The 23,965-nt window shown below is 38.1% G+C and carries 31 protein-coding genes; 10 read left to right on the forward strand and 21 right to left on the reverse strand.

Annotated features, from left to right (window positions below; translation table 11 throughout):
• Positions 1–18 precede the first annotated feature (18 nt).
• The 9 genes from ACFX4E_RS20785 to ACFX4E_RS20825 form a co-directional block, all read right to left on the reverse strand.
• Complete coding sequence (locus tag ACFX4E_RS20785; RefSeq protein WP_013057259.1) at positions 19–417, reverse strand: hypothetical protein; 399 nt, start codon at positions 415–417, stop codon at positions 19–21.
• A 186-nt stretch (positions 418–603) separates the two neighbouring features.
• Positions 604–2,316, reverse strand: a complete 1,713-nt coding sequence (locus ACFX4E_RS20790; protein WP_377579853.1) for a DUF2357 domain-containing protein — start codon at positions 2,314–2,316, stop codon at positions 604–606.
• Complete coding sequence (locus tag ACFX4E_RS20795) at positions 2,270–3,904, reverse strand: MrcB family domain-containing protein (protein ID WP_028408341.1); 1,635 nt, start codon at positions 3,902–3,904, stop codon at positions 2,270–2,272. Before ACFX4E_RS20795 ends, ACFX4E_RS20790 begins: the two co-directional genes overlap by 47 nt.
• A gap of 420 nt (positions 3,905–4,324) precedes the next feature.
• Positions 4,325–4,777, reverse strand: a complete 453-nt coding sequence (locus tag ACFX4E_RS20800) for a hypothetical protein (protein ID WP_025751732.1) — start codon at positions 4,775–4,777, stop codon at positions 4,325–4,327.
• A gap of 71 nt (positions 4,778–4,848) precedes the next feature.
• Positions 4,849–5,328, reverse strand: coding sequence for a (2Fe-2S)-binding protein (locus ACFX4E_RS20805; protein WP_034651629.1), 480 nt, complete (start codon positions 5,326–5,328; stop codon positions 4,849–4,851).
• A 1-nt stretch (position 5,329) separates the two neighbouring features.
• Positions 5,330–6,163, reverse strand: coding sequence for an FAD binding domain-containing protein (locus tag ACFX4E_RS20810; RefSeq protein WP_028408338.1), 834 nt, complete (start codon positions 6,161–6,163; stop codon positions 5,330–5,332).
• Positions 6,150–8,480, reverse strand: a complete 2,331-nt coding sequence (locus ACFX4E_RS20815) for a xanthine dehydrogenase family protein molybdopterin-binding subunit (protein ID WP_377238275.1) — start codon at positions 8,478–8,480, stop codon at positions 6,150–6,152. The genes ACFX4E_RS20810 and ACFX4E_RS20815 overlap by 14 nt, the downstream gene beginning before the upstream one ends.
• 18 nt (positions 8,481–8,498) lie before the next feature.
• Positions 8,499–9,149, reverse strand: a complete 651-nt coding sequence (locus tag ACFX4E_RS20820) for an NTP transferase domain-containing protein (RefSeq protein ID WP_377557395.1) — start codon at positions 9,147–9,149, stop codon at positions 8,499–8,501.
• On the reverse strand, positions 9,146–10,150 hold the full coding sequence (locus ACFX4E_RS20825) for an XdhC family protein (RefSeq protein ID WP_263035731.1): 1,005 nt from the start codon (positions 10,148–10,150) through the stop codon (positions 9,146–9,148). The genes ACFX4E_RS20820 and ACFX4E_RS20825 overlap by 4 nt, the downstream gene beginning before the upstream one ends.
• 184 nt (positions 10,151–10,334) lie before the next feature.
• Here ACFX4E_RS20825 and ACFX4E_RS20830 point away from each other — a divergent pair, with 184 nt between their 5' ends.
• Together ACFX4E_RS20830 and ACFX4E_RS20835 are read left to right on the forward strand one after the other, a co-directional pair.
• Positions 10,335–10,565 carry a hypothetical protein gene (locus tag ACFX4E_RS20830; protein ID WP_028408334.1) on the forward strand — a complete coding sequence of 77 codons (231 nt, stop codon included), beginning with the start codon at positions 10,335–10,337 and terminating at the stop codon, positions 10,563–10,565.
• Between the two features lie 12 nt (positions 10,566–10,577).
• Positions 10,578–10,811 carry a hypothetical protein gene (locus tag ACFX4E_RS20835; protein ID WP_013057270.1) on the forward strand — a complete coding sequence of 78 codons (234 nt, stop codon included), beginning with the start codon at positions 10,578–10,580 and terminating at the stop codon, positions 10,809–10,811.
• A 130-nt stretch (positions 10,812–10,941) separates the two neighbouring features.
• Here the strand turns inward: ACFX4E_RS20835 and ACFX4E_RS20840 are convergent, their stop codons facing one another.
• On the reverse strand, positions 10,942–11,181 hold the full coding sequence (locus tag ACFX4E_RS20840) for a hypothetical protein (protein ID WP_013057271.1): 240 nt from the start codon (positions 11,179–11,181) through the stop codon (positions 10,942–10,944).
• 70 nt (positions 11,182–11,251) lie between these two features.
• Between ACFX4E_RS20840 and ACFX4E_RS20845 the strand changes: the two genes are divergently transcribed.
• The 5 genes from ACFX4E_RS20845 to ACFX4E_RS20865 all read left to right on the forward strand — a co-directional run bounded on the left by ACFX4E_RS20845 (position 11,252) and on the right by ACFX4E_RS20865 (position 14,106).
• On the forward strand, positions 11,252–11,725 hold the full coding sequence (locus ACFX4E_RS20845) for an Hsp20/alpha crystallin family protein (RefSeq protein WP_377238273.1): 474 nt from the start codon (positions 11,252–11,254) through the stop codon (positions 11,723–11,725).
• Between the two features lie 147 nt (positions 11,726–11,872).
• Entirely contained in the window at positions 11,873–12,781 is a 909-nt protein-coding gene (locus ACFX4E_RS20850; protein ID WP_377238272.1) for a hypothetical protein, read from the forward strand.
• Between the two features lie 92 nt (positions 12,782–12,873).
• A complete protein-coding gene (locus ACFX4E_RS20855) occupies positions 12,874–13,005 on the forward strand; it encodes a hypothetical protein (RefSeq protein ID WP_013057274.1) in 132 nt (43 codons plus the stop codon).
• Positions 13,006–13,081: 76 nt separating this feature from the next.
• Positions 13,082–13,636 (forward strand): PadR family transcriptional regulator, encoded by a 555-nt coding sequence (locus tag ACFX4E_RS20860; protein WP_016764331.1) that lies wholly within the window; start codon positions 13,082–13,084, stop codon positions 13,634–13,636.
• On the forward strand, positions 13,633–14,106 hold the full coding sequence (locus tag ACFX4E_RS20865) for a DUF4188 domain-containing protein (RefSeq protein ID WP_102812810.1): 474 nt from the start codon (positions 13,633–13,635) through the stop codon (positions 14,104–14,106). The genes ACFX4E_RS20860 and ACFX4E_RS20865 overlap by 4 nt, the downstream gene beginning before the upstream one ends.
• A gap of 25 nt (positions 14,107–14,131) precedes the next feature.
• Here ACFX4E_RS20865 and ACFX4E_RS20870 read toward each other — a convergent pair whose 3' ends face one another.
• The 3 genes from ACFX4E_RS20870 to ACFX4E_RS20880 form a co-directional block, all read right to left on the reverse strand.
• Complete coding sequence (locus ACFX4E_RS20870) at positions 14,132–14,827, reverse strand: class I SAM-dependent methyltransferase (RefSeq protein ID WP_028408330.1); 696 nt, start codon at positions 14,825–14,827, stop codon at positions 14,132–14,134.
• Positions 14,828–14,894: 67 nt separating this feature from the next.
• Positions 14,895–15,236 (reverse strand): DUF3147 family protein, encoded by a 342-nt coding sequence (locus ACFX4E_RS20875; RefSeq protein ID WP_098249586.1) that lies wholly within the window; start codon positions 15,234–15,236, stop codon positions 14,895–14,897.
• Positions 15,229–15,636, reverse strand: a complete 408-nt coding sequence (locus ACFX4E_RS20880) for a MarR family winged helix-turn-helix transcriptional regulator (RefSeq protein ID WP_013057279.1) — start codon at positions 15,634–15,636, stop codon at positions 15,229–15,231. The genes ACFX4E_RS20875 and ACFX4E_RS20880 overlap by 8 nt, the downstream gene beginning before the upstream one ends.
• Positions 15,637–15,806: 170 nt before the next feature.
• Here ACFX4E_RS20880 and pssA point away from each other — a divergent pair, with 170 nt between their 5' ends.
• Positions 15,807–16,298, forward strand: coding sequence for a CDP-diacylglycerol--serine O-phosphatidyltransferase (pssA, locus tag ACFX4E_RS20885; protein ID WP_176526105.1), 492 nt, complete (start codon positions 15,807–15,809; stop codon positions 16,296–16,298).
• A gap of 32 nt (positions 16,299–16,330) precedes the next feature.
• On the opposite strand, the gene ACFX4E_RS20890 is transcribed toward pssA, so the two are convergent.
• On the reverse strand, positions 16,331–16,558 hold the full coding sequence (locus tag ACFX4E_RS20890) for a hypothetical protein (RefSeq protein ID WP_028408327.1): 228 nt from the start codon (positions 16,556–16,558) through the stop codon (positions 16,331–16,333).
• 226 nt (positions 16,559–16,784) lie between these two features.
• Between ACFX4E_RS20890 and ACFX4E_RS20895 the strand changes: the two genes are divergently transcribed.
• Together ACFX4E_RS20895 and ACFX4E_RS20900 are read left to right on the forward strand one after the other, a co-directional pair.
• Positions 16,785–17,543, forward strand: coding sequence for a TrmB family transcriptional regulator (locus ACFX4E_RS20895; RefSeq protein ID WP_028408326.1), 759 nt, complete (start codon positions 16,785–16,787; stop codon positions 17,541–17,543).
• Between the two features lie 103 nt (positions 17,544–17,646).
• Positions 17,647–18,816 carry an MFS transporter gene (locus ACFX4E_RS20900; protein ID WP_025751718.1) on the forward strand — a complete coding sequence of 390 codons (1,170 nt, stop codon included), beginning with the start codon at positions 17,647–17,649 and terminating at the stop codon, positions 18,814–18,816.
• A gap of 45 nt (positions 18,817–18,861) precedes the next feature.
• Here the strand turns inward: ACFX4E_RS20900 and ACFX4E_RS20905 are convergent, their stop codons facing one another.
• The 7 genes from ACFX4E_RS20905 to ACFX4E_RS20935 all read right to left on the reverse strand — a co-directional run bounded on the left by ACFX4E_RS20905 (position 18,862) and on the right by ACFX4E_RS20935 (position 23,923).
• The gene (locus ACFX4E_RS20905; protein WP_377238270.1) at positions 18,862–19,332 is read right to left on the reverse strand and encodes a 2-thiouracil desulfurase family protein; all 471 of its coding nucleotides are present in this window, start codon (positions 19,330–19,332) and stop codon (positions 18,862–18,864) included.
• A gap of 83 nt (positions 19,333–19,415) precedes the next feature.
• Entirely contained in the window at positions 19,416–19,868 is a 453-nt protein-coding gene (locus tag ACFX4E_RS20910) for an Asp23/Gls24 family envelope stress response protein (RefSeq protein ID WP_377238269.1), read from the reverse strand.
• 27 nt (positions 19,869–19,895) lie between these two features.
• On the reverse strand, positions 19,896–20,105 hold the full coding sequence (locus ACFX4E_RS20915) for a DUF2273 domain-containing protein (RefSeq protein ID WP_016764344.1): 210 nt from the start codon (positions 20,103–20,105) through the stop codon (positions 19,896–19,898).
• Positions 20,106–20,120: 15 nt separating this feature from the next.
• Complete coding sequence (gene amaP / locus ACFX4E_RS20920) at positions 20,121–20,663, reverse strand: alkaline shock response membrane anchor protein AmaP (protein ID WP_025751715.1); 543 nt, start codon at positions 20,661–20,663, stop codon at positions 20,121–20,123.
• A 147-nt stretch (positions 20,664–20,810) separates the two neighbouring features.
• The gene (locus tag ACFX4E_RS20925; protein WP_013057287.1) at positions 20,811–21,641 is read right to left on the reverse strand and encodes a YihY/virulence factor BrkB family protein; all 831 of its coding nucleotides are present in this window, start codon (positions 21,639–21,641) and stop codon (positions 20,811–20,813) included.
• A gap of 282 nt (positions 21,642–21,923) precedes the next feature.
• Positions 21,924–22,286, reverse strand: coding sequence for a YidH family protein (locus tag ACFX4E_RS20930; RefSeq protein ID WP_016764347.1), 363 nt, complete (start codon positions 22,284–22,286; stop codon positions 21,924–21,926).
• Positions 22,287–22,471: 185 nt separating this feature from the next.
• Positions 22,472–23,923 (reverse strand): alanine/glycine:cation symporter family protein, encoded by a 1,452-nt coding sequence (locus ACFX4E_RS20935; RefSeq protein WP_377238307.1) that lies wholly within the window; start codon positions 23,921–23,923, stop codon positions 22,472–22,474.
• Positions 23,924–23,965: the final 42 nt, after the last annotated feature.

Consider the following 23,965-nt stretch of genomic DNA (forward strand, 5'->3'; position numbering starts at 1 on the left):
AGCTAACGAAGAAATTCGTTAGCTTTCATTTGCAACAGAAGTCTTAGGAACAATAGTTCCATATGACGCCGGTATTTTTAAATATTGCGTTACTTGATTATTTTCTACAAAGACAATAAAGTTATCTTTTTTATCTTTTCCAATACCTTTTGCTTTTGCTTCAGACCACGTGAAGCCCAGCTTTTCATTTACCTCACTGCGAGTCGTTTCCGGTCCAAAAACATATACTTTATCCCATCTAAAATCACATAATTCATTAAAATCAAGGATGGAAGCTTCTTCTTTACTTTGATTTGTTTTTTTAATTTCATTAATTACAGTTTGCTGAAGTTGCGCTTGGTTGCGTTCGCTGTATACCCTGTCAATAAAAAAAGTTGCCAATAGCGCTACTAACGTGAATAGTAGAATCTTTTTCACTTCGTTGTCCTCCTGAAACGTTCTCTGCACATGATACGACTTCTTTTCGATACGGTTTTATTCTCTACTATTCTAGAAAATTCAACAGGAAAATACAACTAAAATCTCGAAATGTCATCAAAACATAAAAAACTTAACACTACGTCAACGCATAAAAAAAGTCTTGTTCACTTTCTATCTATTCACCTACTCAGCGCTGAAAAAATGTGGTTCTACCGTACAAATAGCTTCAATAAATTCTTCTACTAACCCTTCTTCTCCCGGCAAAAAAGGCAGCGCACCAACTCCAACACGTTCAATACTGTTATAAAAATGATGCTGCTTATAGCTCTCTGCTTTCCCTGGAAACAGCACAATCGCTGTTTGTACTGGTTTTATTCCATTTTCCTCTACAATAGTGTCTCGGTAACGATGCATGGTATTAATGTCTTCTTCTCTAGGTGAAGGCGTATCGTGATTTGGTTTGATACGATACTTAGCGTCAAAAAGATATACACTTTTTTTCTCCCCTTGCTTTACTTCAAGCAGTAAGTCAGGCTTTTGAATAACGGTATGAGTATGATGGTATGCTTTCTGATACCATAGCGTGACTTCTGCTTTCCCCACTTGAAAACGATGATAAGACGGCTGCATCCTGACGTTCAACCCTTGTTCTGTCGTTGTCATGATGTTTTGTTCTATCCGCTTTCCGTAAGTTTGCAACTTCTTTAAAAGACTAACATACGTCCAGTATTCGTAGAGAGTTGCGATATCTTTTAATGAAAGGTGGTAAAACTCTCCGTTAAGAGCCAATCCTCGCGTTAAGAACATAAAGTATCTGCTTGCCTCCCGGTAGCGGGGTGCCGTACGCAGTGTAGAAGGAAGAGTTGAAGCTTGTAGGGTCTTCACCCGCTGCCAAAACGCATTATTTAACAGTCTTTTTAATTCGGTATGATTAGTTTCTAGAGCCGATACGGCTTCTTTTTTTACATATCTATCTTCTATCAATTTGTCAATTAGTGCAGTTAGCTTATGATACAGCTGCGTCATCATCCATTTTACACTTTGATTTTCCAGATTATCATAGGTAGACACGTGCCTGGTGCCAATCGCTTTTGTGGGTACTACTTTTATATTTCGATTAATTTTAATCCCCCTGCTTGAAGATGCAAGATAGGTAGGGTGGGTTCGGACAAATGATATAGCACGGCTATCTTGTTTTTTTATTTGATCGCCTCTCATGAGCTCATGTTCAACTTTTACCGATTGAAACGCCTGATTTTCAATCTGACGCACAGAATGAAGAAAGGGTTTCATATAGTGAGAGAGAACATGATAAAATTCCGTCCATGTTGCTTGCTTAGACCAAACAGATTTTGCTTCAATATATGTTTTACGAAGCATATCGTATGCCAAATCATGAATATATCCGTTCACTTCATCAACCATGTTTACATAATCTGTCTTGTAGCTCATCTTTGAGGGGAAAATTTCAAGAGTAAAGGAGAGCTCTTTTTCTCTTTCGCTGTAAACATGAAACGTAGAATACCCTACTTCATTTTGAAAGCTTATATTTCCCGTCAGAATGTAGGGAAATCCTACGCTTTGAAAGCTTTGTTCAACTGCTTTTGAATCGTGGTTAACAACCAGGCTTGTTTCATTTTTAGAAACAACTGTAATTTGATAGGTTTCATTTTCAAAAAATAAAGGCTCAAGCGGCGGTTTTGAGGTCATCATGCCTTTTGTTCGATTTAATACTTTTACATGTCTAATTCCTTTTCCTGTACAAGAAAAAAACATCACTTCTTCTGCAGATTTTATTTTTTTCTTATTTTTCCCTTTTATAACCACCGTACACGTGTCAGTTTCAATTTCAACGTACGGTATTAATCCAAAATGACGTGTATCCGTATACTTCAAAACGTCTCATCATCTCCATTATTTTGCGTGCGCTTTTAGGAAATCTCATTCCATCTGCATTTACGACAGCTGTCTCAAATTCATCATCTAACAGCGTATTTGTACAGTAATAATAAAGGTTTTTTAATAAATCAAATGTGTACCCATCGCTTCCTGAAATACGAGGCAAAACTTTTTGCAAAACCTGAAAATCAAACGCCTGATCAAATGTAAACATTCCACTTTTCACCGCGTAAATTAAATAAAAGCATATTTCGTCGCGTACGCGGTAACCTATTTGTAAATCGACTTCTATAAGCATCTCATTGACGGTTAGCAGTTCATTTGTTACTTCGTGAATGAGCTCAGCATGTTCAACATACGCATCTTTTAAGTGAACATATTGACTTTGAATTTGTACATTTTGAATGCCGTGCTGAGACGGATCTTTATCATCTAAAAAATCAAAAGAATCTAGTTGAATCTTATTTAACTCAATGGTGTTGGTACGATCTAACAACTTTTGGCTAAACCCATGAGTTGTTTCATCCATATTAATTGTACCGATAATGAGAAGATTGGATGGCAAATAAATATCTCGGAACATCTTATGTCCCGGGAATAACGGAGCCGTTTTGATTTTCCCTTTTGACCAGCTCCTGCTTTCCATCACGCTTAAAATGTCGCTAAAATAATGTTCAACTCGAGCTAAATTCATTTCATCCAATATGGCAACATATGTGTAAGCTGGATGCTGAATGGCTTGCTGCATAATCGACAGAAACGATCCTCTGCGAAAATCTCCTCTTAAATCAATATATCCTAATAAATCTGAACTATCGTGCCAATCGGGTCGAACCGGAATGAGCACTTGTCTTCCATTTTCAATCGTGGCACCGATACTATCTGCTAAGAGCTGAGCAAGCTTTGTTTTCCCTGTACCGCTCATTCCTGATAAAACAATAAACGGTTTGGTCTTTAAAGCAAAGTAGGCGTTGGCTATATCATGTCGTTCATATGTAAATCCAGATTTCCTAATATACTCATGAATATGGACGATTGCGTCTTTGTCCCCCATCATCTCTTTGCTCATTCCGTATGTTTTTATATACTGTTCATGCATACTTAGCAGTAAATGCAAGTCCTCTTGCAGCTGATCATTGCTAGGTAAGTCTGCTATATTGTAAGGAAGATAAAGAGCTACTCTATCCTCAAAGCTTTTCGCTTCCATGCTTGTACCAATGACAATATGATTATCTTTCAATACGCGGGCATGTTCAGGAGTAAAAAATCGAATGTCTTTCAGATCTGTTCCTTCTTCTGAGTCTCCTCTCATCATGACCAAGTAAATGCGCTGACCGTCTTCACTGAATAAATACGCGACCATCACGTCACTCTCTATATTCTTATTCGCAAGGGTCACGTAAGGAAATGTTTCAGCGTGGTGTCCCGATATACGCATTTCTTCTCGATTTATATGCTCCAATCGATAAAGAGAAATCGGAAGCCTGCGTGTAAGCATATTTTCTATTTCATGTTTTACAAGTACGTCTCCACCCATTTGTTTATAATGTTCCGCTACATACAGCAGCCGCTCGCGCAAACTCATCGAATTCTCTCCTTTCTGCCTTCACTGCAGTTTGTAAAAATAAAAAGCATCGTCAACTGACCACGCAAAAGGTTCATTTCTTTTATTATAGACGCTTTCTTCGTATAGTAAGCTATTTTATAACGTTAGGAAACTCTACATTATTCTTTTCTCTACATACATGTTTATGTTCATTTTAATGAAACATGACAGAAAAGAAAAGCGTTAGGGGCTTAATGAATGAAGAGGCAATGATATGAACAGAAAAATAAGCAGCTTGTGTGCCCAAGTATAAAACACCCATTATGCTACATGATTATTTAACATCTGATGCTTTTGGCTGAGTAAAGAAAAAGATAAAAATAATAAGCGGCAGGGCGATAAGAAAAATACTCGTCTCTGAAGGTCTTACTGTAGGTATATCCGTTAATGACATTTTAATCAGTCCTTTGTAAATTTTTCAACTAAGTCAGGATTTACATAAAAATGTTTTGATACAGTACGATGAAAAAACTGAGAGGATTGATTCAGTTCACTTAATGCAGGTTCTGTTTTGGGAACGCCAAAAATAGGTCCGCTTACGTTAATGGTAAACCTTCCAGAAGAAATAAAGGCGCCCGACACATTGATCTGGTTATTAAGCAGCAAAGCCGCAAGAAACACATCAATCATATCAATAATAATATTAATTCCCGCATTTCCGTCTTTTCCTTCGATGCGACTGGTTCCTGTAATAGGTCCGCCTACTGAAACACGAAAAGCTCCGGGTGTCACAAATACTCCTATAATTGTTATTTGGCCAGTTAATAATAATATGGCTGTTACTACATCAAGATCTCGTTGAATGGCAAAGATAAGTTCCCTTTCTTTGTCAAAGCCGCTTTTCCATTCCACATTCTCCACACCCTTAGCACATACTATTCTAAACACGTGTAAGTGTTATTCTAATTCTGCTTTTTCTTTTCTCACTCGCGCTCAGAAAAGTGTAAGACAGATTTTACTGCGTCTTCAATTTCTTTATACCCTGTACATCTGCATATATTGGAAGCTAACCACTCCTTTATAATATCGTCACTGCCTGAAGGATGGCGTTTGGAAAGCAAATGAGCATTCATAATAAAACCCGATGTACAATAACCGCACTGAAAAGCAAAGTGTTCAATAAAAGCTTTTTGCATAGGTGAACTCTTCAGTCCTTCTATAGTCATTATTTCTTTCTCTTCTGCTTCTGCCGCTAACATGAGGCAGGATTTCATTGGCCGCTGATTTATCCCTACTGTACAAGCTCCGCAGTCTCCATTTAAACAGCCTGGTTTTGCTCCGGTAAGGCCCAGCTTTTCTCTTAATACGTAAAGCAGCGTATCTGCTGTTCGGATATCAACCATTTTTTCTTCCCCATTAACCTTTAGCTTAACTGTTATTCTATACCCTTCATCTCTTAGCACATTACGTTCCTCCCAGCTCTTTGAAAATATCAATCAATAAATTTTCAATCACAAATTTGCGATATCGATCCGATCCTTCTCCATCATTTAAAATTGGAGCCGGTATATAATCAAGAGCAGTTTGAAGTCGATCTTCTAATGGAATGTCTTTCTGGTTTAGCACTTCTTCTACTTCAGCTGATCGAAAAGGAAACGAACATACTCCGCTGAAAGCTACTCGAATGTTTTCTTCTGTTTTTAAAGCTGCTACTGTAACTAGTGGATATCCTGTATCCCACTGCTGGCGCTCCTTTATACTCATATACGGGAGGTCAGCATACTTTGTTTCAACAAACACCTGAACAAGCAGCTCTCCTTTTTTCAGCTGTAAACGCCGCTGAAAAAGATCGTGAATCGAATGGAGCTTTATTCCACTGAGATCTGCCACTGCGAGTTGACTATCCGCTAGAAGGAGCGGCAATACGGCTTCTCGATAAAAGATATGCCCACAAATATTTCCTCCCAGCGTTATTTTATTTCGAGCCGTGTGATCAGCCACTTCGCTAGCAGACTTACTTAATAAAGGAAATACGTTTTTCTCTTCCAGTTCAGTCAACGTTACACCTGCACCAAAAATCATCCAGTCTTCATCGGCTTCTGCTTTTTGAAACTCGGGTATATTTTTTATATCAATGACAGCATGGGTAACAAACAAACCCAACCTGCCCAATGTCAGAATTTCAGTGCCTCCAGCATAATAACGCGGCTGTTTGCCTTGATTCTCTAACTCTTGAAATAAGGCAACTGCTTCTGAAACGGTAGCAGGTTTGTGATATTCAAAGTCAAATGAAATCATTAGCATTCCCTTCTTTCATTCTCCAAATTAATTCTGGAATAAGCGGAAGGTGGTTTAATTCTGTTTCTGCTGCCACCGTTAAGCTGTTTCCTAAAGAAGCCGGCATACCAAGCAGCCCGTGTTCTCCCACTCCTCTAGCTCCGTAGGCCGCATCTAATTGAGGCGTATGAACAAAATCTACTACGTACTCCGGATGCTCTCCGTAGCGAAGAGGACGATATTTCCGAAGCTGAGGGTTTAAAATACGGCCATTTGAATCAAACCAAAATGTTTCTCTTCCGGCAAACGATAGGCCCATACTCATCGCTCCCATGACTTGCCCTCTTGCCATTTTCTCGTTTAGCACGGTTCCTATGTCAATAACAGAGACTGCTTTTACAATACGATATCTATACGTTCTAGGGTTATATTCCACTTCAACTCCTTCAGCTGCTACCGTCCATTCAGGACCGGGACGCCCAGCTCCCGTTTCTTTATCCAAGTAGGTCATCCCTCTTAAAATATAATTGCCCCTCCCTATGATTTGCCCTCCAATTGCATTTCCGTTCGGATATTTATAGCCATATACAATTTCTTTAAAGGCCAAGGAGGTTTCAGGCTCATCCCGTAAAAAAACTTTTTCATTTTTTATTTCGATATCTTCCTCAGAAGCTCGAAATATACAAGAAGCTATCTTTTTTAATTGGTTAATCACATATTCAGCCGCTTCTAAAACCGCTCTTCCTGCCATAAAAGTGCCTCTGCTAGCCACCGTTTTCCAATGTTCAGGAGTCGTTTGAGTATCTACTTCCATTCGCACATGAATACGTTCCACGGGCATCTGCAATTTTTCAGCCAGTATTTGCGCGAGCACTGTTTTTGTCCCCGTGCCTAATTCAATAACGCCAGACATTAAATTCACGCTTCCATCAGGATTGAATGTGAGAATAACACCTGAACCTGCGTTTGTTTCAATAGTGGAGGTTTTCCAGACGCAGCTAATCCCTTTGGCAGTAATAAGGCCGTTTTCATGAACTATTCTCTGCCCTTCCTCCCATTTCATTAGCTGCTTCAAGCGACGAATACATTCCGGTAAGTTACCAACGCTGCTAGAAGTTAAACGTACTTGCGTAGGCGTAGTATCACCCGGCAGAATAGCGTTTTTTTCTCTAAACTCCAAAGGATCTATACCTGCTTTTTTAGCAAGGATGTCCATCGTGCGCTCAAACGCAAATAATAGTTCCGAATGGCTAAATCCTCGAAAAGGGGAAGCGTAAGGGTGATTTGTATATACACATAATGAATCACAGAAAATATGTTCAAGACGATAAGGTCCCGTACAGTCAGCTGCTGCTGCTTTACTCAAGTCCGTTCCTTTATCTGCGTAAGCACCGCTGTCGAACAAATAAAGAATGTCAGCAGCCTGCAAGAGTCCCTCTTTAGAACAACCTAGCTTGATTTTGGCATCTAGACCTACGTGAGCAGGCGAAGTAAGCATATCTTCTTCTCTTGTGTTCAATATTTTAACCAGCCTTCCACCCACAGCTTTTGAAGCTAGATAAGCAAGCAGCTCCAGCTGGACAGCTGCTTTTCCTCCGTACCCTCCTCCTACTAGCGGTGTTTCAACGATCACTTTTCCCGCTTCAATTTCAAAGTACTCACTGATTAATTTTTTGACCATAAAAGGAGCTTGAGAAGAAGTGACAATTTTAACTAATCCATTTGGAAGGATTTCAGCAGCGGCGCTTCTTGTTTCCATTGCCGCGTGATCTGAAGGAGATAGAGAAAATGTTTCTTCGACTATTAACTCACTTTTTTGCCAACCTTCTTCTATATTGCCTTTTCGAATTTTAACTCTGTTTGCTACGTTGGTGCCGGGCTCTGGATACACCGTTTTATCATGCTTGTAGATGTGCATATGTTCATGCACTAAAGGAGAATCAGGCTCAATAGCTGCGCTAGGAGAATGTACGACAGGCAACGGCTCATATTGAATATGAACGGAGCTCGCCGCACGCTCAGCGAGTGCAGGAGTTTCTGCTACTACCAGGACTACGGCTTCTCCGTGATAACGCACTTTTTCAAATGCAAGCGGTCGCCGGTCACGAACTCCTTCCCCGGTTAACGGCAAGTGCTCACCCGTCACAACCGCGTGAACACCGGGAATAACAATCGCCGCTTGGACGTCTATGGCTTGAATCCTTGCATGAGCGTAAGGGCTGACTACTATTTTGGCATGCAGGGAGCCTTTAAACATGTAATCATTTGTGTATCGAGCCGTACCCGTTACTTTTTCCAATGCATCTTTTCGAATCACGCTTTTTCCAATGATCTCCACTCTTTTCACCTCCATCAATCAAAACAGTCGACGTTTCTCTTTGTATATCTTTTTAATGTGTTCATACGCTTGTTTTGTATCAACATCCATAAAAAGGGAAGCGTCGGTCCATTCGTAAAATATTCCATTTTCAGGTCCGCTTTGTCTTATAATTTTTCTTGCCCCTTGATCTCCTTGCAGCTTATCCAAGCTTGAAAACATTTGTTTTGAAAATAAAACCGGTGCTCTGGAAGTTCCTTGATAAAAAGATGAAATAAATGGAACAGAAAAATGTTTTTTAAAAAGAGAAACAAATGTATCTATCAGCACGATGCTTATAAGAGGCTGATCTGCCAACAGCACAATAATAGCATCAGCGTTTAATTCTTTTGCTTTTTTTAATCCGCATTTTAAAGACCCAGACTGACCTTTTAAGGCGCTACTACAAGAAGTATGACTCCACTTCTGCTGATATGCTTCTGAAAAAAGAACAGGGTCAATCCACTCAAGATGATCTCCTTTCTTAGTTACTACTATCGTATGATTTACTTTTGAAGAAACAGCTGTTCGTAAAGCTTTACTTCCCAAACATCCATTCCCTAAAGGCAGCAGCAGTTTATTTCTGCCCATCCTTTTACTAGCTCCTGCGGCAAGATAAACAGCAACAATATTTAACCCGGACATTTTCATCCCTTTTTTTCATCATACATTCGGAGGTTTTGAATTAGTTCAGCAAGAATACTAACAGCAATTTCCTGCGGTCCTACCGCTCCTATAGAAAGTCCTACCGGCGAATGAATGCGTGAAGAAATATCAGTATTCAATAATCGAAGTGTTCGCTTTTTAGATCCTAAAACTCCTATATACTTCACAGGGTTTGATTTTAATAGCGAGAGAATTTCTTGATCGCGATAAAAATTATGCGTCATGATCACAACAAAATCATCGCTTTGTATAGATAATTGTTTGTCTACTTCCTCTGGAAATCCAATATGTATTTCCTCTGCTAGCGGAAAATGTTCCTTATTACATAAAGCCGGTCTCCAGTCGCATAAGGTAACAGAAAACCCCGTAATGGCAGCAAGTGATACTAAGTATTTTGCATCAACACCTGCTCCCCAGATAACTAGACGAGGCTTTGGTTTATATAGATGAGCATATGTGAGCAGGGAGCAATTTAAAAGTTGAATACCGCTCTTTCTCCCATTCCAATCATCTGTTGCAAAAGATGATTCGTCGCTATTTCCACCAAATGTTTCGCCCGTTTTTTCTACATAAAAAGAGGTTGTTTGAATAAAGTTTTTTTCTAATTTTTTAATATGCAAAACAGGATTTCGGTTATCTAAATGACGTTTTACCCGCAAAAGATTTTGCTTCATCCTCGCAGTTACAGGTTCTAGGAGAATATACAGGATTCCATTGCAGCCTGCTCCTTGTCCCCATCCTGCATCACCTTCTTCTTTCAAATTGTACGTAACGGTTAATACGTGCTCAGTGTCGAACAACTCTTTTACGCGCTCAGCAAGATCTGCTTCTACACAACCAGCGCTTAACATCCCAATGTTCTCCCCATTTTCTTGAAACAGCATGGACGCTCCTTCTTTTAAATATGAGGATCCTTCTACATGAACAATCGTTGCCAACACACTTTTTACTGTTGATGTGTTTACAGCATGTAAAATATCGTGCATTTTTATTATTCCCTCCTTTTCCTGTCGAGGTTTTAAAATCTTTTCACGTTTTACACAGAACTACAATACGCTACAGTAGACCACTTCTACTCTCTGAATGAATCCATGTATTATTCATATTTTCAAAGAAGCTACAATAAGCTTTTAAAGACTTAGAAGAACTGTCGTTTGAAAGGAGAATAATATGCTATTCGACTCAACAAAAATCAACCTAGGAAATTTGAACGTTCGCAGTGCTGATCAAGCAAGCAGTATTTCTATTGGAAATACGTCAAAAGTTACAAGATATGTCACAGCAAAGAAAAATCAGGCCTTCGGACAGCAGCACGCTGATCAATGTTTTACAGCAGGATCTGCTTACAAAACTGTAGATAATGATTATGTAGATGCATTTGCAACAAAAAATGATAAATAAGGAGGAAACCATATGATTTTTTCGCCCATGGTCATTAACTTACAAGCCTTCAAAGTGAACGTTTTGGATAATTCATCCGTTTTAAGCATAGGACCTAATCAGCAGCTTGATGTGTTCGTATCTTACAAACGTAATCAAGGTCTGGGAGAATCAAACGGAGATTTTTCTCCGAACGTAACTCCGTTCTCATGGATTATAGACTCAGATGTAAATGATTCAAACTCAGTTAAAAATAGCGTAATTTAATTTTTTCATCTCCTCTGCCTCTACTGCGCACAACTAGCAGCATATCTTCATCTATTCGTCTATTAGCATTCAATCGGAAGCCTAATAAATATAACCTGCATCTGAACTGGCTATATTTATTAGGCTTTTTCTATGAAATGGGCACTTTTTGAAAAGATGATGGGCTGTCAATTTGATCTCGATCATCGACACAGCTTCTCGTTCCTATAAAGCCGCTATCATCACCAAAATTTTGCCCAAATCCCTGTGTTTTTTTATCTGAATTATTCCAGTCTGCTAGTAAATTCTGTCCGATATTTACTGCAGACGCATTTTCAAAGGAATTTATCTTTAGCATTAAAATATTAATATTTATAGATGCACCTGCCATTTAAACCACCCCCCTTTCAAACTATATTCAAATTCCATCTTTTTATGATGTGTGGTAAGGAGGAAACGATATGGACTTTGATAAACTTATGCAGTGGATGGAATTTGCTAAAAAATATCAAACAAATGACTTTTGGAACGGTGTTTTTGATCAAACTGCTTTTAACGAATTTATGAAAGAAAATATGGATATGAATGCTCCTGATTCATATCAGGCACCTCAGGCTTCTAAAAGTAATTTTCCACCTGTTGACATTTACGTTACGCCTCACGAGATCATTGTTATCGCTGACCTGCCTGGTTATCTAAAAGAAAACTTACACGTTTCCGTTTCAGGCAGCAGACTTCTATTAAAAGGCTCACCGCACCCTCTCATCACAGGACAGCCGGTTGTACAAGAACGACCTTCTGGAGATTTCAACCGAATTATTGAGTTGCCAGAGCCCACCGATGCACATCATCTGCGTGCAAAATTTGAAAACGGGCTGCTTATCCTTTCTTATCACAGGCAGTTTTTCCAAGAAGAACGTATTCACATTGAATAAGGTTTAGTAGTTTTACGAATGAATTTTAATGCTGCACATAAGTATTTATAAATGCGAAAAATTTAACGTTCACTTCTAAACTGGCTCACTATGTATTTATCTAACTGTGATTACAGAGGAAATAAGCCCAAGATGAGGAGAAGCGAAATGTCTATGAAAGGATTTTTTAACCCCAAACAGACTAACCAACAGCTTCATACTGAGCTAGCGGACTTCAAACATCAAATCAAGCGCATTAACACGCTTGAAGTTCACATGAACCGTTTTTTAAAACTCGAACCGCAAATTGGTTCTCTCATCATGCTCAAAAAAAAGCTAGAGGCTCAGCCCACGCACTCCAATGCTTCTTCATCTTCACAAAGAAGCACTCATAAAGATACGGAACAAACGTATGCAAAAGACATGCAAGAAACTGCTAAACAGCTTCATTTTTTAAAAGAAAAAGTAGCGCAATTGGAACAAGTGATCTCCACACAACCTCCTCGCGATAAAAAGATAGAAGCTATACCTTACATGGATATAACTCGGTTAGTAGAACAATCTGTAAAGAAGCAAATGGCTCCTTATATCGAAAGAATGACAGAATTAGATAACAGAGTTTCAGCATTAGAACGCAGCATGTCGCTTGTAACTGAAGTACAGGTGGACATGCTAAAACGAACGTCTGCCCTTCAAGAAGAAATAAAAGGGATTCAGCAAAAAGCGGCACTTTTAGAAAATGCTCCCCCGCCTATTCATATTGATAAATTTTTTCTTGATAAATACGAACAAAACAACAATATTGGCCAAGTTGGCATTAAAGAACTCGGCGGTACTTTAAACATCGGAGCTACATACGGAAGCGGAGCGATACCAAAAGATTTCACGGACCAAATTCAAAAAGATATGGAAGAGTTAAAAAACGCAAAATCAGATATTTCTTCTGGCACAGCGAAGCCAGGACAAGAGGATACAAAGGGTTCTCCTTCCGTTTCAGAAAAAGAAGAAACATATACGGAAGTTCCTATTTTTGACGAAGAGGATCTAGAAGACGACCCAAAGGGAGAGTCAGTTTAAAAAAGTCATAAAATTATATCTAGTTATGACTAGAATTTTTGCACGCTATTCTTTACACTATAGGTAATAACTTCAAAAAAGGAGATATGCTGATGCCAAAGCTTTTATGGAGAATAGGTGCTGTCATGTTGCTAATGTGTGGAGGCTTTATCTTTTTATTTATTGCTGCTTCGCAAATGATGGTTCAGCAATACAAACCTTTTTTTAGACGCGAGAGTGCATAACTCTCGCGTTTTTTTATTGAATGTTATCCTTTTTATGGTAATATATATATCAAAAAGATATAGGTGAGGAAAATAAATGAAGGAAAATCAAACAACATATGCAATTTTAGGACTGCTTACCACGGAATGCAGAACTGGTTATGAAATTAAGCAGTTAATGGATCGAAGTTTAAATCATTTTTGGAAAATCAGTTATGGCCAAATTTATCCCACTTTACAAAAGCTTGTGAATAATGAACTAGCAACGGTTAATTCCGTTGCTCAAACTGATAAACCAGATAAAAAAGAGTATGTCATAACAACTAAAGGAAAAGAAGTTCTGCAAGATTGGCTGCGTGAACCTATTAAGCAGCTCCCTTCCGAACGAAATGAAATTTTGTTAAAACTCTTTTTTAGTAGTCAGCAAGAAAAGCAGCTCACAATTTCCCAGTTAAAAAACGCTCAGCAGAAACTAACTGAACGTTATCACATGTATTGCGGAATTGAAGACAGCATTTCTAACAGCCCTTCTCCCGATAGAACGTATTGGCTTATTACCCTAGACTACGGTAAACGAACAACGTGTGCTTCGATAGAATGGTGCAAAGATACGATTAATAAATTATATGATGAGGAGGCGCATAATTTATGATTCATTCCAATCGTATGATGGCTAAGCCCGGTCAGGAGTTGGTCGTCTTTGTTATAGGAATGCGCATTAATAAGTGGACAGCGGTACACAAATGGTTCCCTGTATTTAAAGCAATGCCTCCTATGATTCGCGAGTTGTATACAAACAAAAACCTTGGCTTTTTATCTTTGCAAGGATCTTTTAATTTAAGAACCATCACGCTGATACAATATTGGGAGTCAGTTGATCAATTAACCTCCTATGCCAAAGGTCCTCAGCACTTAAAAGCTTGGAATTCTTTTTATAAACAGGCTTCAAAAACGAATGAAGTGGGCATTTATCATGAAACGTACGTCATTCCTGCAGGAAATTATGAATCAGTATACGTGAATATGCCTTTGTTCGGTTTAGCTAAAGCGCTTGGATCTGAAACTATAACGAAGCATACTCAAACTGCCAAAAAACGTTTGAATGTTAAAAAGCCGCTTTAACTAAAAGCGGCTTTCGTTATATTTGTTATACATATATTTTCAGCATTTGATTGGCACCTTTTTGAAATTCGTACGGGACGTCTGCTATTTCTGTTCCTTTTACTAGAGGCGCAATCTCTTCTAACAGCTGCGGCAAATAGGTAGAAATCTTGCCGCTCAGGTCCGTTAAAGGAAACAAACGTACTTCCTCTTTTGTAACGCGTATCAGTTCTTTTAAAGCCTCTAAATGAAACGTATAATCTAACCGGTCACTGTACATAAATAAAAAGTTAGCACAAAGCGTTAAATCAAACTCGTTCTTTTGAAACGGCAAATTAGGAAGTGCTCCGTACTGATAGGCTTCGGGGTTCTTTTTCATATGAGCAATACAATCTTTTAATGCTCTTTTTCGATGTTCAGTTAAATCATCAATAGACGAAAAATACTTCCACACATACTGCTCCTGTACGTGCTGCATTTGATTCATCGTATGAATTAAATCCAGGCTTCCTTTCTTTTCAAGCTCTTCTGCCGTAAATTTATAGGCAATATCGCAGCTAGTAGCCTCCGTACCTTGCTGCATGGCATGAGCAGTAAAAGAACAGGCCCCGCTAGCACAATCTAACACTTTTTTTCCTTTTAAATACTTTTCATTCAAATTAAACATGGCGCTATACTCTTCAAACGTTCTGCCGATAAAAACAACTCGGTCAATTCCTAACTTTTTCTCTGCTAAACTCAACTCTACTCAGCCCCTATCTTTTACTTAGGCTTTTATTTTACAGAAAATTGGATTAAATTCCAATAGTTTATGTAGTAATTAGTTTAATCACTATCTTTTGAAGGCCTAAAAACAAGCCCCAACACATAACTCCTATTGATAAACTCATAAACAAATGAAGGGAGTTTTTTAAACAAATATAGACGACAGCAAGTAGTAAAATAGTGCCTGGGAGTCCATAAAGAACGCCGAGTGTAAACTGACTGACCACTTCCTTTTTTTCTCCTTGCACTGATAACCATACAATACTTAGTAAGCTCACAATTGGAAGGGCAGCCACAATTCCACCGTATGTCGGAAATCTTTTGGCCATTTCTGTTACCCCTGCAATAATAAGAGCCGACATTAAAATTTTGATGATACTATACATGTTTTGCACGCTCGCTCAATAACTGAAAAGCCTGTTGAATCAGCTGCTTTTCAGATGCTGTCATTTCGCGTAAAATAGCTGATACTTTTTCTTCATCCAAGCTTGAATTCCGTTTTAATAGGTCTTTTCCTGCTTCTGTTAAATGCAGAATTACTTTTCTTTCATCATGTATATCTCTATTTTTATATACATACCCTTTATCAATATTTCTCTTTACGTGTTCAGATGCCGTATTATGTGAAACGTGTAAATAATCCGCAATTTCTTTTATTCCAACCGAAGATGATTTGTCGATATGCTGTAAAAGACGTATGGTTTGGTGTGTAATTTTCTCTTGATGCGTATAGTGCAAATGATAATAAATAGACGTCCAATAGCTGTTTAACTCCTCTACTTTCATGATCCTGCTCCTTTATATCGTATTTTCAATTATTATCGTATTATACGATATATATTACAGAAACGACACCCAGTTTTCAATACTACCTTCTTTTTATCTTGTATCTCACATAATAATACGATTTAACAGTTACACTAATTGTACACACTGTGAAAGGCGGTTGTATGACATTGATTCTTCGACTGTTAAAATGGGTTCCGAATCTCTTTACGATTGGAAATTTGCTAAGCGGCGTATTTTCCATAGCCTTTAATATGAACAGCTACGAACGCTTAGCTGCTCTTTTTATTTTTCTAGCCGCTTTTTTCGATTTATTTGACGGCAAAATTGCGAGAAAGCTGAAAGTTAACAGCGAGTTTGGTGTAGAGCTAGATTCTTTGGCTGATATTATCAGCTTTGGCGTAGCGCCTGCAATGCTATTTCATACTCTCTCTCCCCACTCTTGGCTAACCGTACTCGCTTTTATGATTTATCCAAGCATGGGCGCATTAAGATTAGCTAAATTTAGTGCAAATCCAACCATAGGTTATTTTATAGGGCTTCCTATTCCTTTTCCCGCTCTAATTATCGCACTGCTTGGCATGTTTTATTACGTAAACCCTTACCTTATGATTATGTTAGCTATTTTGATGGTTAGCCCTATTCGCGTAATGAAAATTTAAATGCAATAAAAGACAGACAAAATGCCTGTCTTTTATAGTGCTGTCCATTCTTCACACAGCATTTTATGCTTAAATTTCAGCTCATGTTCTCTTTTTTCAAGCTGAGCTTGTAAAGACAGCCACTCCTTATTATCAGGTGCTGAGCATAATTTTTCTTCAAGAGACAGTAAGGAATCCAGTACGTCTTCAAGCTGAGCAGCCACTTCTCGTTGCTGTTTTATGTTCATTTTTTTCAACAGTAGTTTTTCATTTTTCTTCATTTTTTTCACCTCTTTCTTTTCTTTACCCAATGGTGAGTGTTTTAGTATAGAAAGTATTATATGGTTAAAAATATTTCTCCTGTAATAAAGATCCTTTAATAGCTTATTTTATTTTTAATGATTATTTAGAACATAGTTTAATAAGATTATTATATCTGATACAATTAGTAATACTTTTACAAACCGTGATATACTTAAAAAAAGAAAGGATGATGAATAGAAAATTATGCTGCAAAAATTTGGTTTTTCTCAGTATGAAAGTCAAGTATATGAAGCGCTGCTTGCGAATGATGGCCCGCTGGATGCTAGTTCAATTGTTACGTATTCGCATGTTCCAAAAGCAAAAATTTATGAAGTGCTTAATCGTTTAATTGATAAAGGTATTGTAGTAAATACATTGTCCGGGAAAAAGAAACTTTACTCAGCGGTAGCCCTTCAAACCGTCATTCAAAAACTTACTGCTGATTTTGAAAATGACATTAATGAATTAAAAACATATAAAATTAAAAAAACGTTTACAGATGATCATGTTTGGAGTTTAAAAGATAAATCCTCTATTTCTGCTCACATCGAACAATTGATTGACGAAGCGGAATCTTCTATTATTTTATCCGCGTGGAATGATGAGTTAGCACATTACCGCTCATTGCTAGAAGAAAAAGAGAAACAAGGCGTAAACGTCGAGGTCTTAACCATAGGAAACTTGCAGACTGCCCTCAAACATTTACATACATTAAATCCAATAGATGATCATAAAAACCTTGAGCCGTCGCAGTTGATTATTGTTGACGATGCTTACCTTTTATTTGCCGGCATTGAACATGAGACATGGAAAGCAATAAAAACCATGTCCCAGCCGCTTGTAAAAGTTTTTGCTGATTTCTTTTATCATGACGTTGCACTTACCCATATTACAAAGAAATATCAAGAGCAGCTTCTTCAAGATTCTGAGATCATGGATCTGCTTACTCGCCTGCGATATTAAAAGGTTACTAATTCATTAGTAACCTTTTTAATATTACCTATTGAAATCCCTTCTAAAAAAGGTTACTATTCTAGTTGTAACTTTTTAAAGAGGGGGTTTTTTGATGAATAAAAAAGTTTACATACTTGCGATTGCTTCTTTTGTTGTTGGAACGGTCGAATTAATTCTAGGAGGCATCTTAGACTTAATTGCCGATGCATTTCATGTATCATTAGCAAAAGCAGGTTATTTAATCTCTATTTATTCGTTTGTTTATGCCTTGTCTGCGCCGATTTTACTAAATGTGACGGCTAAGATAGAGCGTAAAAAAGTTTATATGTGGACATTATTTATTTTCTTATTGAGCAATGTATTTTCAGCCTACAGTTCGGGCTATTATATGCTACTGATTGGACGTATTCTTGCTGCTGCGAGCGGTTCTTTTATCATTGTACTATCTACCACAATGGCTTCTAGAATGGTAAAACCTGAATACCAAGGCAGAGCAATTGGCATCGTATTTATGGGAATCAGCGGCTCACTTGTTTTAGGCATTCCTCTTGGTATTTTGATTGGAAATGCGCTTGGCTGGCGTCAAGTATTTGTTATGATTGCAATTTTGACTGCCATTATTATGATTACCGTTTGGTTTACAATGGAGCGTCTAGCTCCTGCTCCAATTGTACCGTTAAAAACTCAGGTAAAAGCTTTACGCAATAAAAAAATGCTCGCTATTCACCTAGCAACATTATTTGTACTTGCGGGCCATTTAACGCTTTATGCGTACTTCACACCATTTTTGCAAGAAACACTAGGATTAAATACAACGATGGTGACCATTATTTATGGTATTTTCGGTCTTGCTGCCGTGGCAGGAGGAGGACTTGGAGGAGCTGTTTCTGATAAATGGAACCCTTCTTCATCTGTTATCACCATGATTGCTCTCTTTTTTGTTAGCATGATTGCTATGCCTTTTGGCGTTCATTTACCATTTATTGTGTTCTTGCTTCTTATGATCATTTGGAGTGCACTCAGCTGGGCGGTTTCACCAGCTCAAAGCAATTTAATTATCCATAGTGCACGCGACACGTCGGACATTTTAATCAGCACTAATGCAGCGATTTCACACGTAGGAATTGCGATCGGCTCCTATGTTGGAGGAATTGTCGTTAATCAATACTCTGTTATTTATAACGGCTGGGTCGGGTCTATTTTTGTTTTGCTTGGTCTTTTCTGCTCTCTTTATGCGGTAACACGAACAGAAAGCACAGCAGATACGCTTCACAGTAAATAAGCTTTTATAAAAAAAGCGTCCACATATAGTGTACGCTTTTTTTGATTATGATGGGTCTCCATGCATTTCAGCTGCAAATTGAGATTCCGACATGACGATAAAACCATGCTTTCTTAGCAACGCACTCGTTACCCCTTCACCGGCTAATTTAACATTTGAAAATGCTCCGTTATATATATGTTCACTTCCACATGAAGGGCTGTTTTCTTTTAGTACAATAACAGTAGCTTTTATTTCTTTTGCGATGCTCAGTGCCTTATAGGCCCCGTCTATGTATATATCTGTCACGTCTTTTCCCGATCGTTCAATAACTCGCGCATTTCCGTTTATTACGTCTATTCCCGTTCCTTTTATAATTTCTGCCGGTTCTCTAGGCGTGTGAAATCCACCTAACAGTTCCGGACACATCATCACCGCTTCTTTATTTTCAACGAGCGCTTCAATTTCCTTAACTAAGGCACTGCTTCCATTATATCTGCAAGCTTGACCTGCTAAGCAGGAACTAACCAGAATCACAGAATTCTCCCTCCCATAAAAAAACACTTCTCATTCATCATACAGAGAATATATGATGAATGGAAGTGTTCACCTTTTATATTTTATTCAAGATCACGCTTTGACTCCTGCTCTTTGTCTCGATCCGTTTTCGCTTCAAATTCAGAGCGAGTCATTACGTCCTCTACATGCATATTTACTTCTACTACCTCTAATCCCGTCATATCGTGAACTGATTTTTTTACGTTATTAACAGTTTCAGAGAAAATGGCTGGAACATTTTTTCCGTATTCGACAATTACTTTTAAATCAAGGGCAACTTGCTTTTCTCCTACTTCAGCGTTAATCCCTTTTGTGATATCTTCAGTGCTGCGGAAGCGATCTGTTAACCCGCTCATAAATCCGCCGCTCATTGATAAAATTCCTTTAATTTCATTAGCTGCAATTCCAGCAATTTTTTTAATGACTTGATCTTCAAATGTTAATGTATTTTGATGTGTATTTTGATGTGTATTTTCCTGAGATTTTACTGCTGTATTTGTTTCATTAACTGCCATAACTAACATCTCCCTTAAAGTGATTTTCTATCTTCCTTTAGTAAAGAATCCTACCCAAGCATTTATGTCTAAATGACCGTCTCTCCACTTCCCGATTACATAACCAATTCCCATAAAAGCTACAATTAGCAGCGTGGGGCCAAAACCAATTGTTAATAGCAAAATTGCCAACACTAAACCTGCCAGAATACCAAGTACTCGGCCACGGTACGGAATCAATTTATCTGGAGTACTCATTATGTCCCTCCTTCATCACACAACACGCTCTTTCTTTCGTGTTTGTGTATCTGTTAAGTCAATACGGACGGAGTGAACAGGAAGCTCAAGTAAGGCCTCCACGGCGCGTTTTGTTTCAAGCTGCATCTCTTTTCCTAGTGTTGGTAGTCCATCTCGTCCAAACAACGAACAGTTGATATACAGACTAACTTTTTCTTTGCGAGAATGAATAGAGGCATGGACTTCAGGAGAGCGTATTCCCTGAAAGCTTCTAATTGCTCGTAAAGCTGTAGATTCGATCGTTGCTTTAGAAATTGTTATTTTGCCTTCACCAGTTACAATTGCTAAATTCTTCTTAGGCGGTCTGCTAAATATGCCTGTTAAAAGAAAAATAATAAAAATAACAGCTAAAAATGCGCTTATTGATAAAATTGTGTAGTAAAACCACTCCTGATGCTGCCACTTTTCTAACCAATTTGAAAGGTGAGGAACCCTATAAACCATCAGTGCTAACATACCTGAACAAATCAGTCCTGCAATTCCAATAATTGCGATTAAAAACCGATTAAAATTATTCAATTTTCCACCTCATCTCAACGTGAACTCCTACTGCTTTTTTGTTGTGTGTAAAGGGAAGGCAACGAGATATTCAATAGTTACCCGCAATATTTTTTTGATAAACTTTCTAACTGTAAAACTGAATATAAAAAAAACGACTAGGTTTCCCTAGTCATTTTCCGCGTCTCTATACGTTGTCTTGTGAGCTTTGATGAACTTATTACCGTTTATTAAACCGCCAATTAATAAAATAGCGGCGGTTAAATAAAACCAGACCATTAAAATAATAATACTTCCAAGCTGACCATAGATTTGCGAGTAGCTTCCAAACTGGACATAGTATCCGAATCCGGTAGATACAACTTGCCATCCTAGCGTGGAGAAAACAGCCCCTGGAAGTACATCTTTCCACGTTACTCTTGCGCTTGGCATCAGTTTGTAAAAAAGAATGAAGAAGCCTAATAAAAATAATGTCCCAATTCCCCATCTAATTGTCGTCCAGCTTTGAAACCATATATCAGGAACATGGACTTTTGTTAGGACCAAATGTCGAATGACCTCTTCAATAATTGGTACAAACAATGAAATAGCTACCACAACCATAAAACCAAAAGTTAAAATCAAATCATTGATTAAACCGCGCAAAAACGTTTGTTTTCTTTGAATATGATACGCGTCATTTAACGAGCGAACCAAAGATTGTATAGCCATAGATGCGAGCCAAAAAGTCGCTAATAAACTAAAAGATAAAACTTTTTTCCCGCTATTGTTAACTGTTTCAATTGACCGTTCAATTACGTCGTAGGCGCTTTTAGGCGTAAATGGTTCAATAAATATCAGCAAATTGTTTGTATCAATTGGAAAGAAACTCAGCAGAGAAAAAAGAAAGATAATAAACGGTACAAAAGATAACAAAAAATAGTAGGCTGTTTGAGCAGCCTGATCAAAGAAACGCTCCGTAAAAAAACGAGCGGCAACGGTCTTAGATGTTTGAATCATAACAGCGTTCTCCTTTACTTTCGCTTCACCCTGTAGTGAAATTCATATTCATTTTTTATGTTCAACATGTATTGGATAAGTTTCGGCTTATAAAGCTTTCCTTTTCCATTATCCGCGGTTAACAAAGAATTTAACCTGTAAAATTATACAGCCGGTTCATAAAGAAGATATTATTATAATTACATCTGCCATTACCACCATATCAATAGATCTTCTTTTTCTTTCATAAAACCGGAAATTCTCTGAGACTGCTTTCCCTTTTTTCTTACATCTTAAACTTTTTTACGCAATGTTAAAAAAGTAAAACATAAGAGCGCCGATCAGCATCAGCATAATCATTGAAACAAAAATAACCAAAGCGTGAGAAGATTGATACGTTTGGCTGTTAATTTTTTTGCGGGTTGAAAAATAATGATAGGTTGAGAAGAGAAGCAAACCTGCACTTGCAGCTAAAGAAAAGATAATAACAGCAATAATAAGAGTATCGGCTGCTTCACTTAATTTTTTTCCGGAATTGAAATGTAGGCCGCCTGCAACAAAGCCAATGCCGAGTGTGGCAATAGACGTTCGAATCCACGCTAAATACGTTCGTTCATTTGCTAAATGCTGCTGAATATAAATGGATTCATTTTCTTTTTTAGTCATTTACATACCACCGTCCCTTTATATGTCTTCTATTATAAATAAATACTCAAACGAAAATAAATTGAGGACGCTTCACGCCACATTATACCCGAAAAGAACGAATCATTACCATCTTCAAGCGGTCAAAAGAGCTGCTTCATAAACTAAAAAAAGCCAACGGGATAACCCCAGCTGGCTTTTTTGATTTATGAAACATTTTCCTTATCTTGATTATGCTGATATTCTTCGTCCCAATAATCAGCGTTTTGAATTCCTAATTTCCTTGGAGAAAAGGTAGGGTCTATCCCTAGTTTTCTCTGCTGGCGATAATCTTTTAAAGTTATTAAAGCAGGCTTAGCTAAAATCAAAATTGCAATTAAATTGAGCCAAACCATTATTCCAACTCCAATATCTGCTAACGCCCATGCAGTTTCAGCCGTTCGGATAGATCCGTATAAAGTAGTGGCTAAAAGAGCTGCCTTAAGGAACATGGATACTATTTTATTTTGTTTGCCTTTCAATACGTAAGCTAAGTTCGTTTCCGCAATATAATATTGTGACATAATCGTAGTAAAGGCGAAAAACACGAGAGAAACAGCTACAAACCCTGATCCGAATCCAGGAAGCACCGTCTCAACTGCTTGCTGCGTATATTGAGGCCCGGCTTCAACTCCTTTTAAATGATCCACAATGAACGAACCATCTGGCCCTTGGGTGCTGTAAGAACCTGTAATTAAAATCATAAAGGCTGTAGCAGAGCATACAAGCAGCGTATCAATATAAACTGAAAAAGCTTGTACCAGACCTTGCTTGGCAGGATGTGAGACTTCCGCTGCTCCCGCGGGGTGAGCTCCGGTACCTTGACCCGCTTCATTTGAATATACACCTCGCTTGACTCCCCACGCTATAGCCATGCCAATAATTCCACCGAACGTAGAATCAAGTGCAAACGCACTTTTAAAGATTAAAGCAATAACTCCTGGTAAAGCTTGAATGTTCAATCCGATAATCACTAACGAAACAAGAACATATCCAATGGCCATAAACGGAACAACATATTGTGCCACGGCAGCAATACGCTTAACGCCTCCAAAGATAATTAATCCTAAAATAACAACAAGTACAATCCCAGACGTTAAAGGCGGTATTGAAAATGCATTATTTAACCCTGCTGTAATTGAATTTGCTTGCACTCCTGGTCCAAGTACACTCATAGCTAGCAGTGCGGCAAAAGCGAAAATCAGTGCGTACCACTTCTTTCCCATGCCTTTTTCAATATAATAAGCAGGCCCACCTCGGTATTCTCCTTTATCTTTTACTTTATAAATTTGAGCAAGTGTTGATTCAATAAATGCACTAGCTGAACCTATAAAAGCAATAAACCACATCCAAAAAACTGCTCCTGGACCACCGAATGCAATGGCTGTTGCAACTCCCGCAATATTTCCAACTCCCACGCGCCCTGATAAAGCAAGTGTTAACGCTTGAAAAGACGAAACGCCCGATTCAGAACTTTTTCCATTAAACAATAAAGTAACCATATCTTTCAAATATCGAACTTGTACAAATCTAGTGAGAATAGTAAATAAAAGTCCCACTCCTATACATAGATAAAGCATCGGCGTACTCCAAATCATTTCACTTATTGTACTAATCATCTGCTCCAATATACACTCCTCCTTAAAACACTCTCCACATTA

Origin of the sequence: Priestia sp. YIM B13491 (assembly GCF_042787605.1) — a bacterium.
GTDB lineage: Bacteria > Bacillota > Bacilli > Bacillales > Bacillaceae_H > Priestia > Priestia megaterium_E.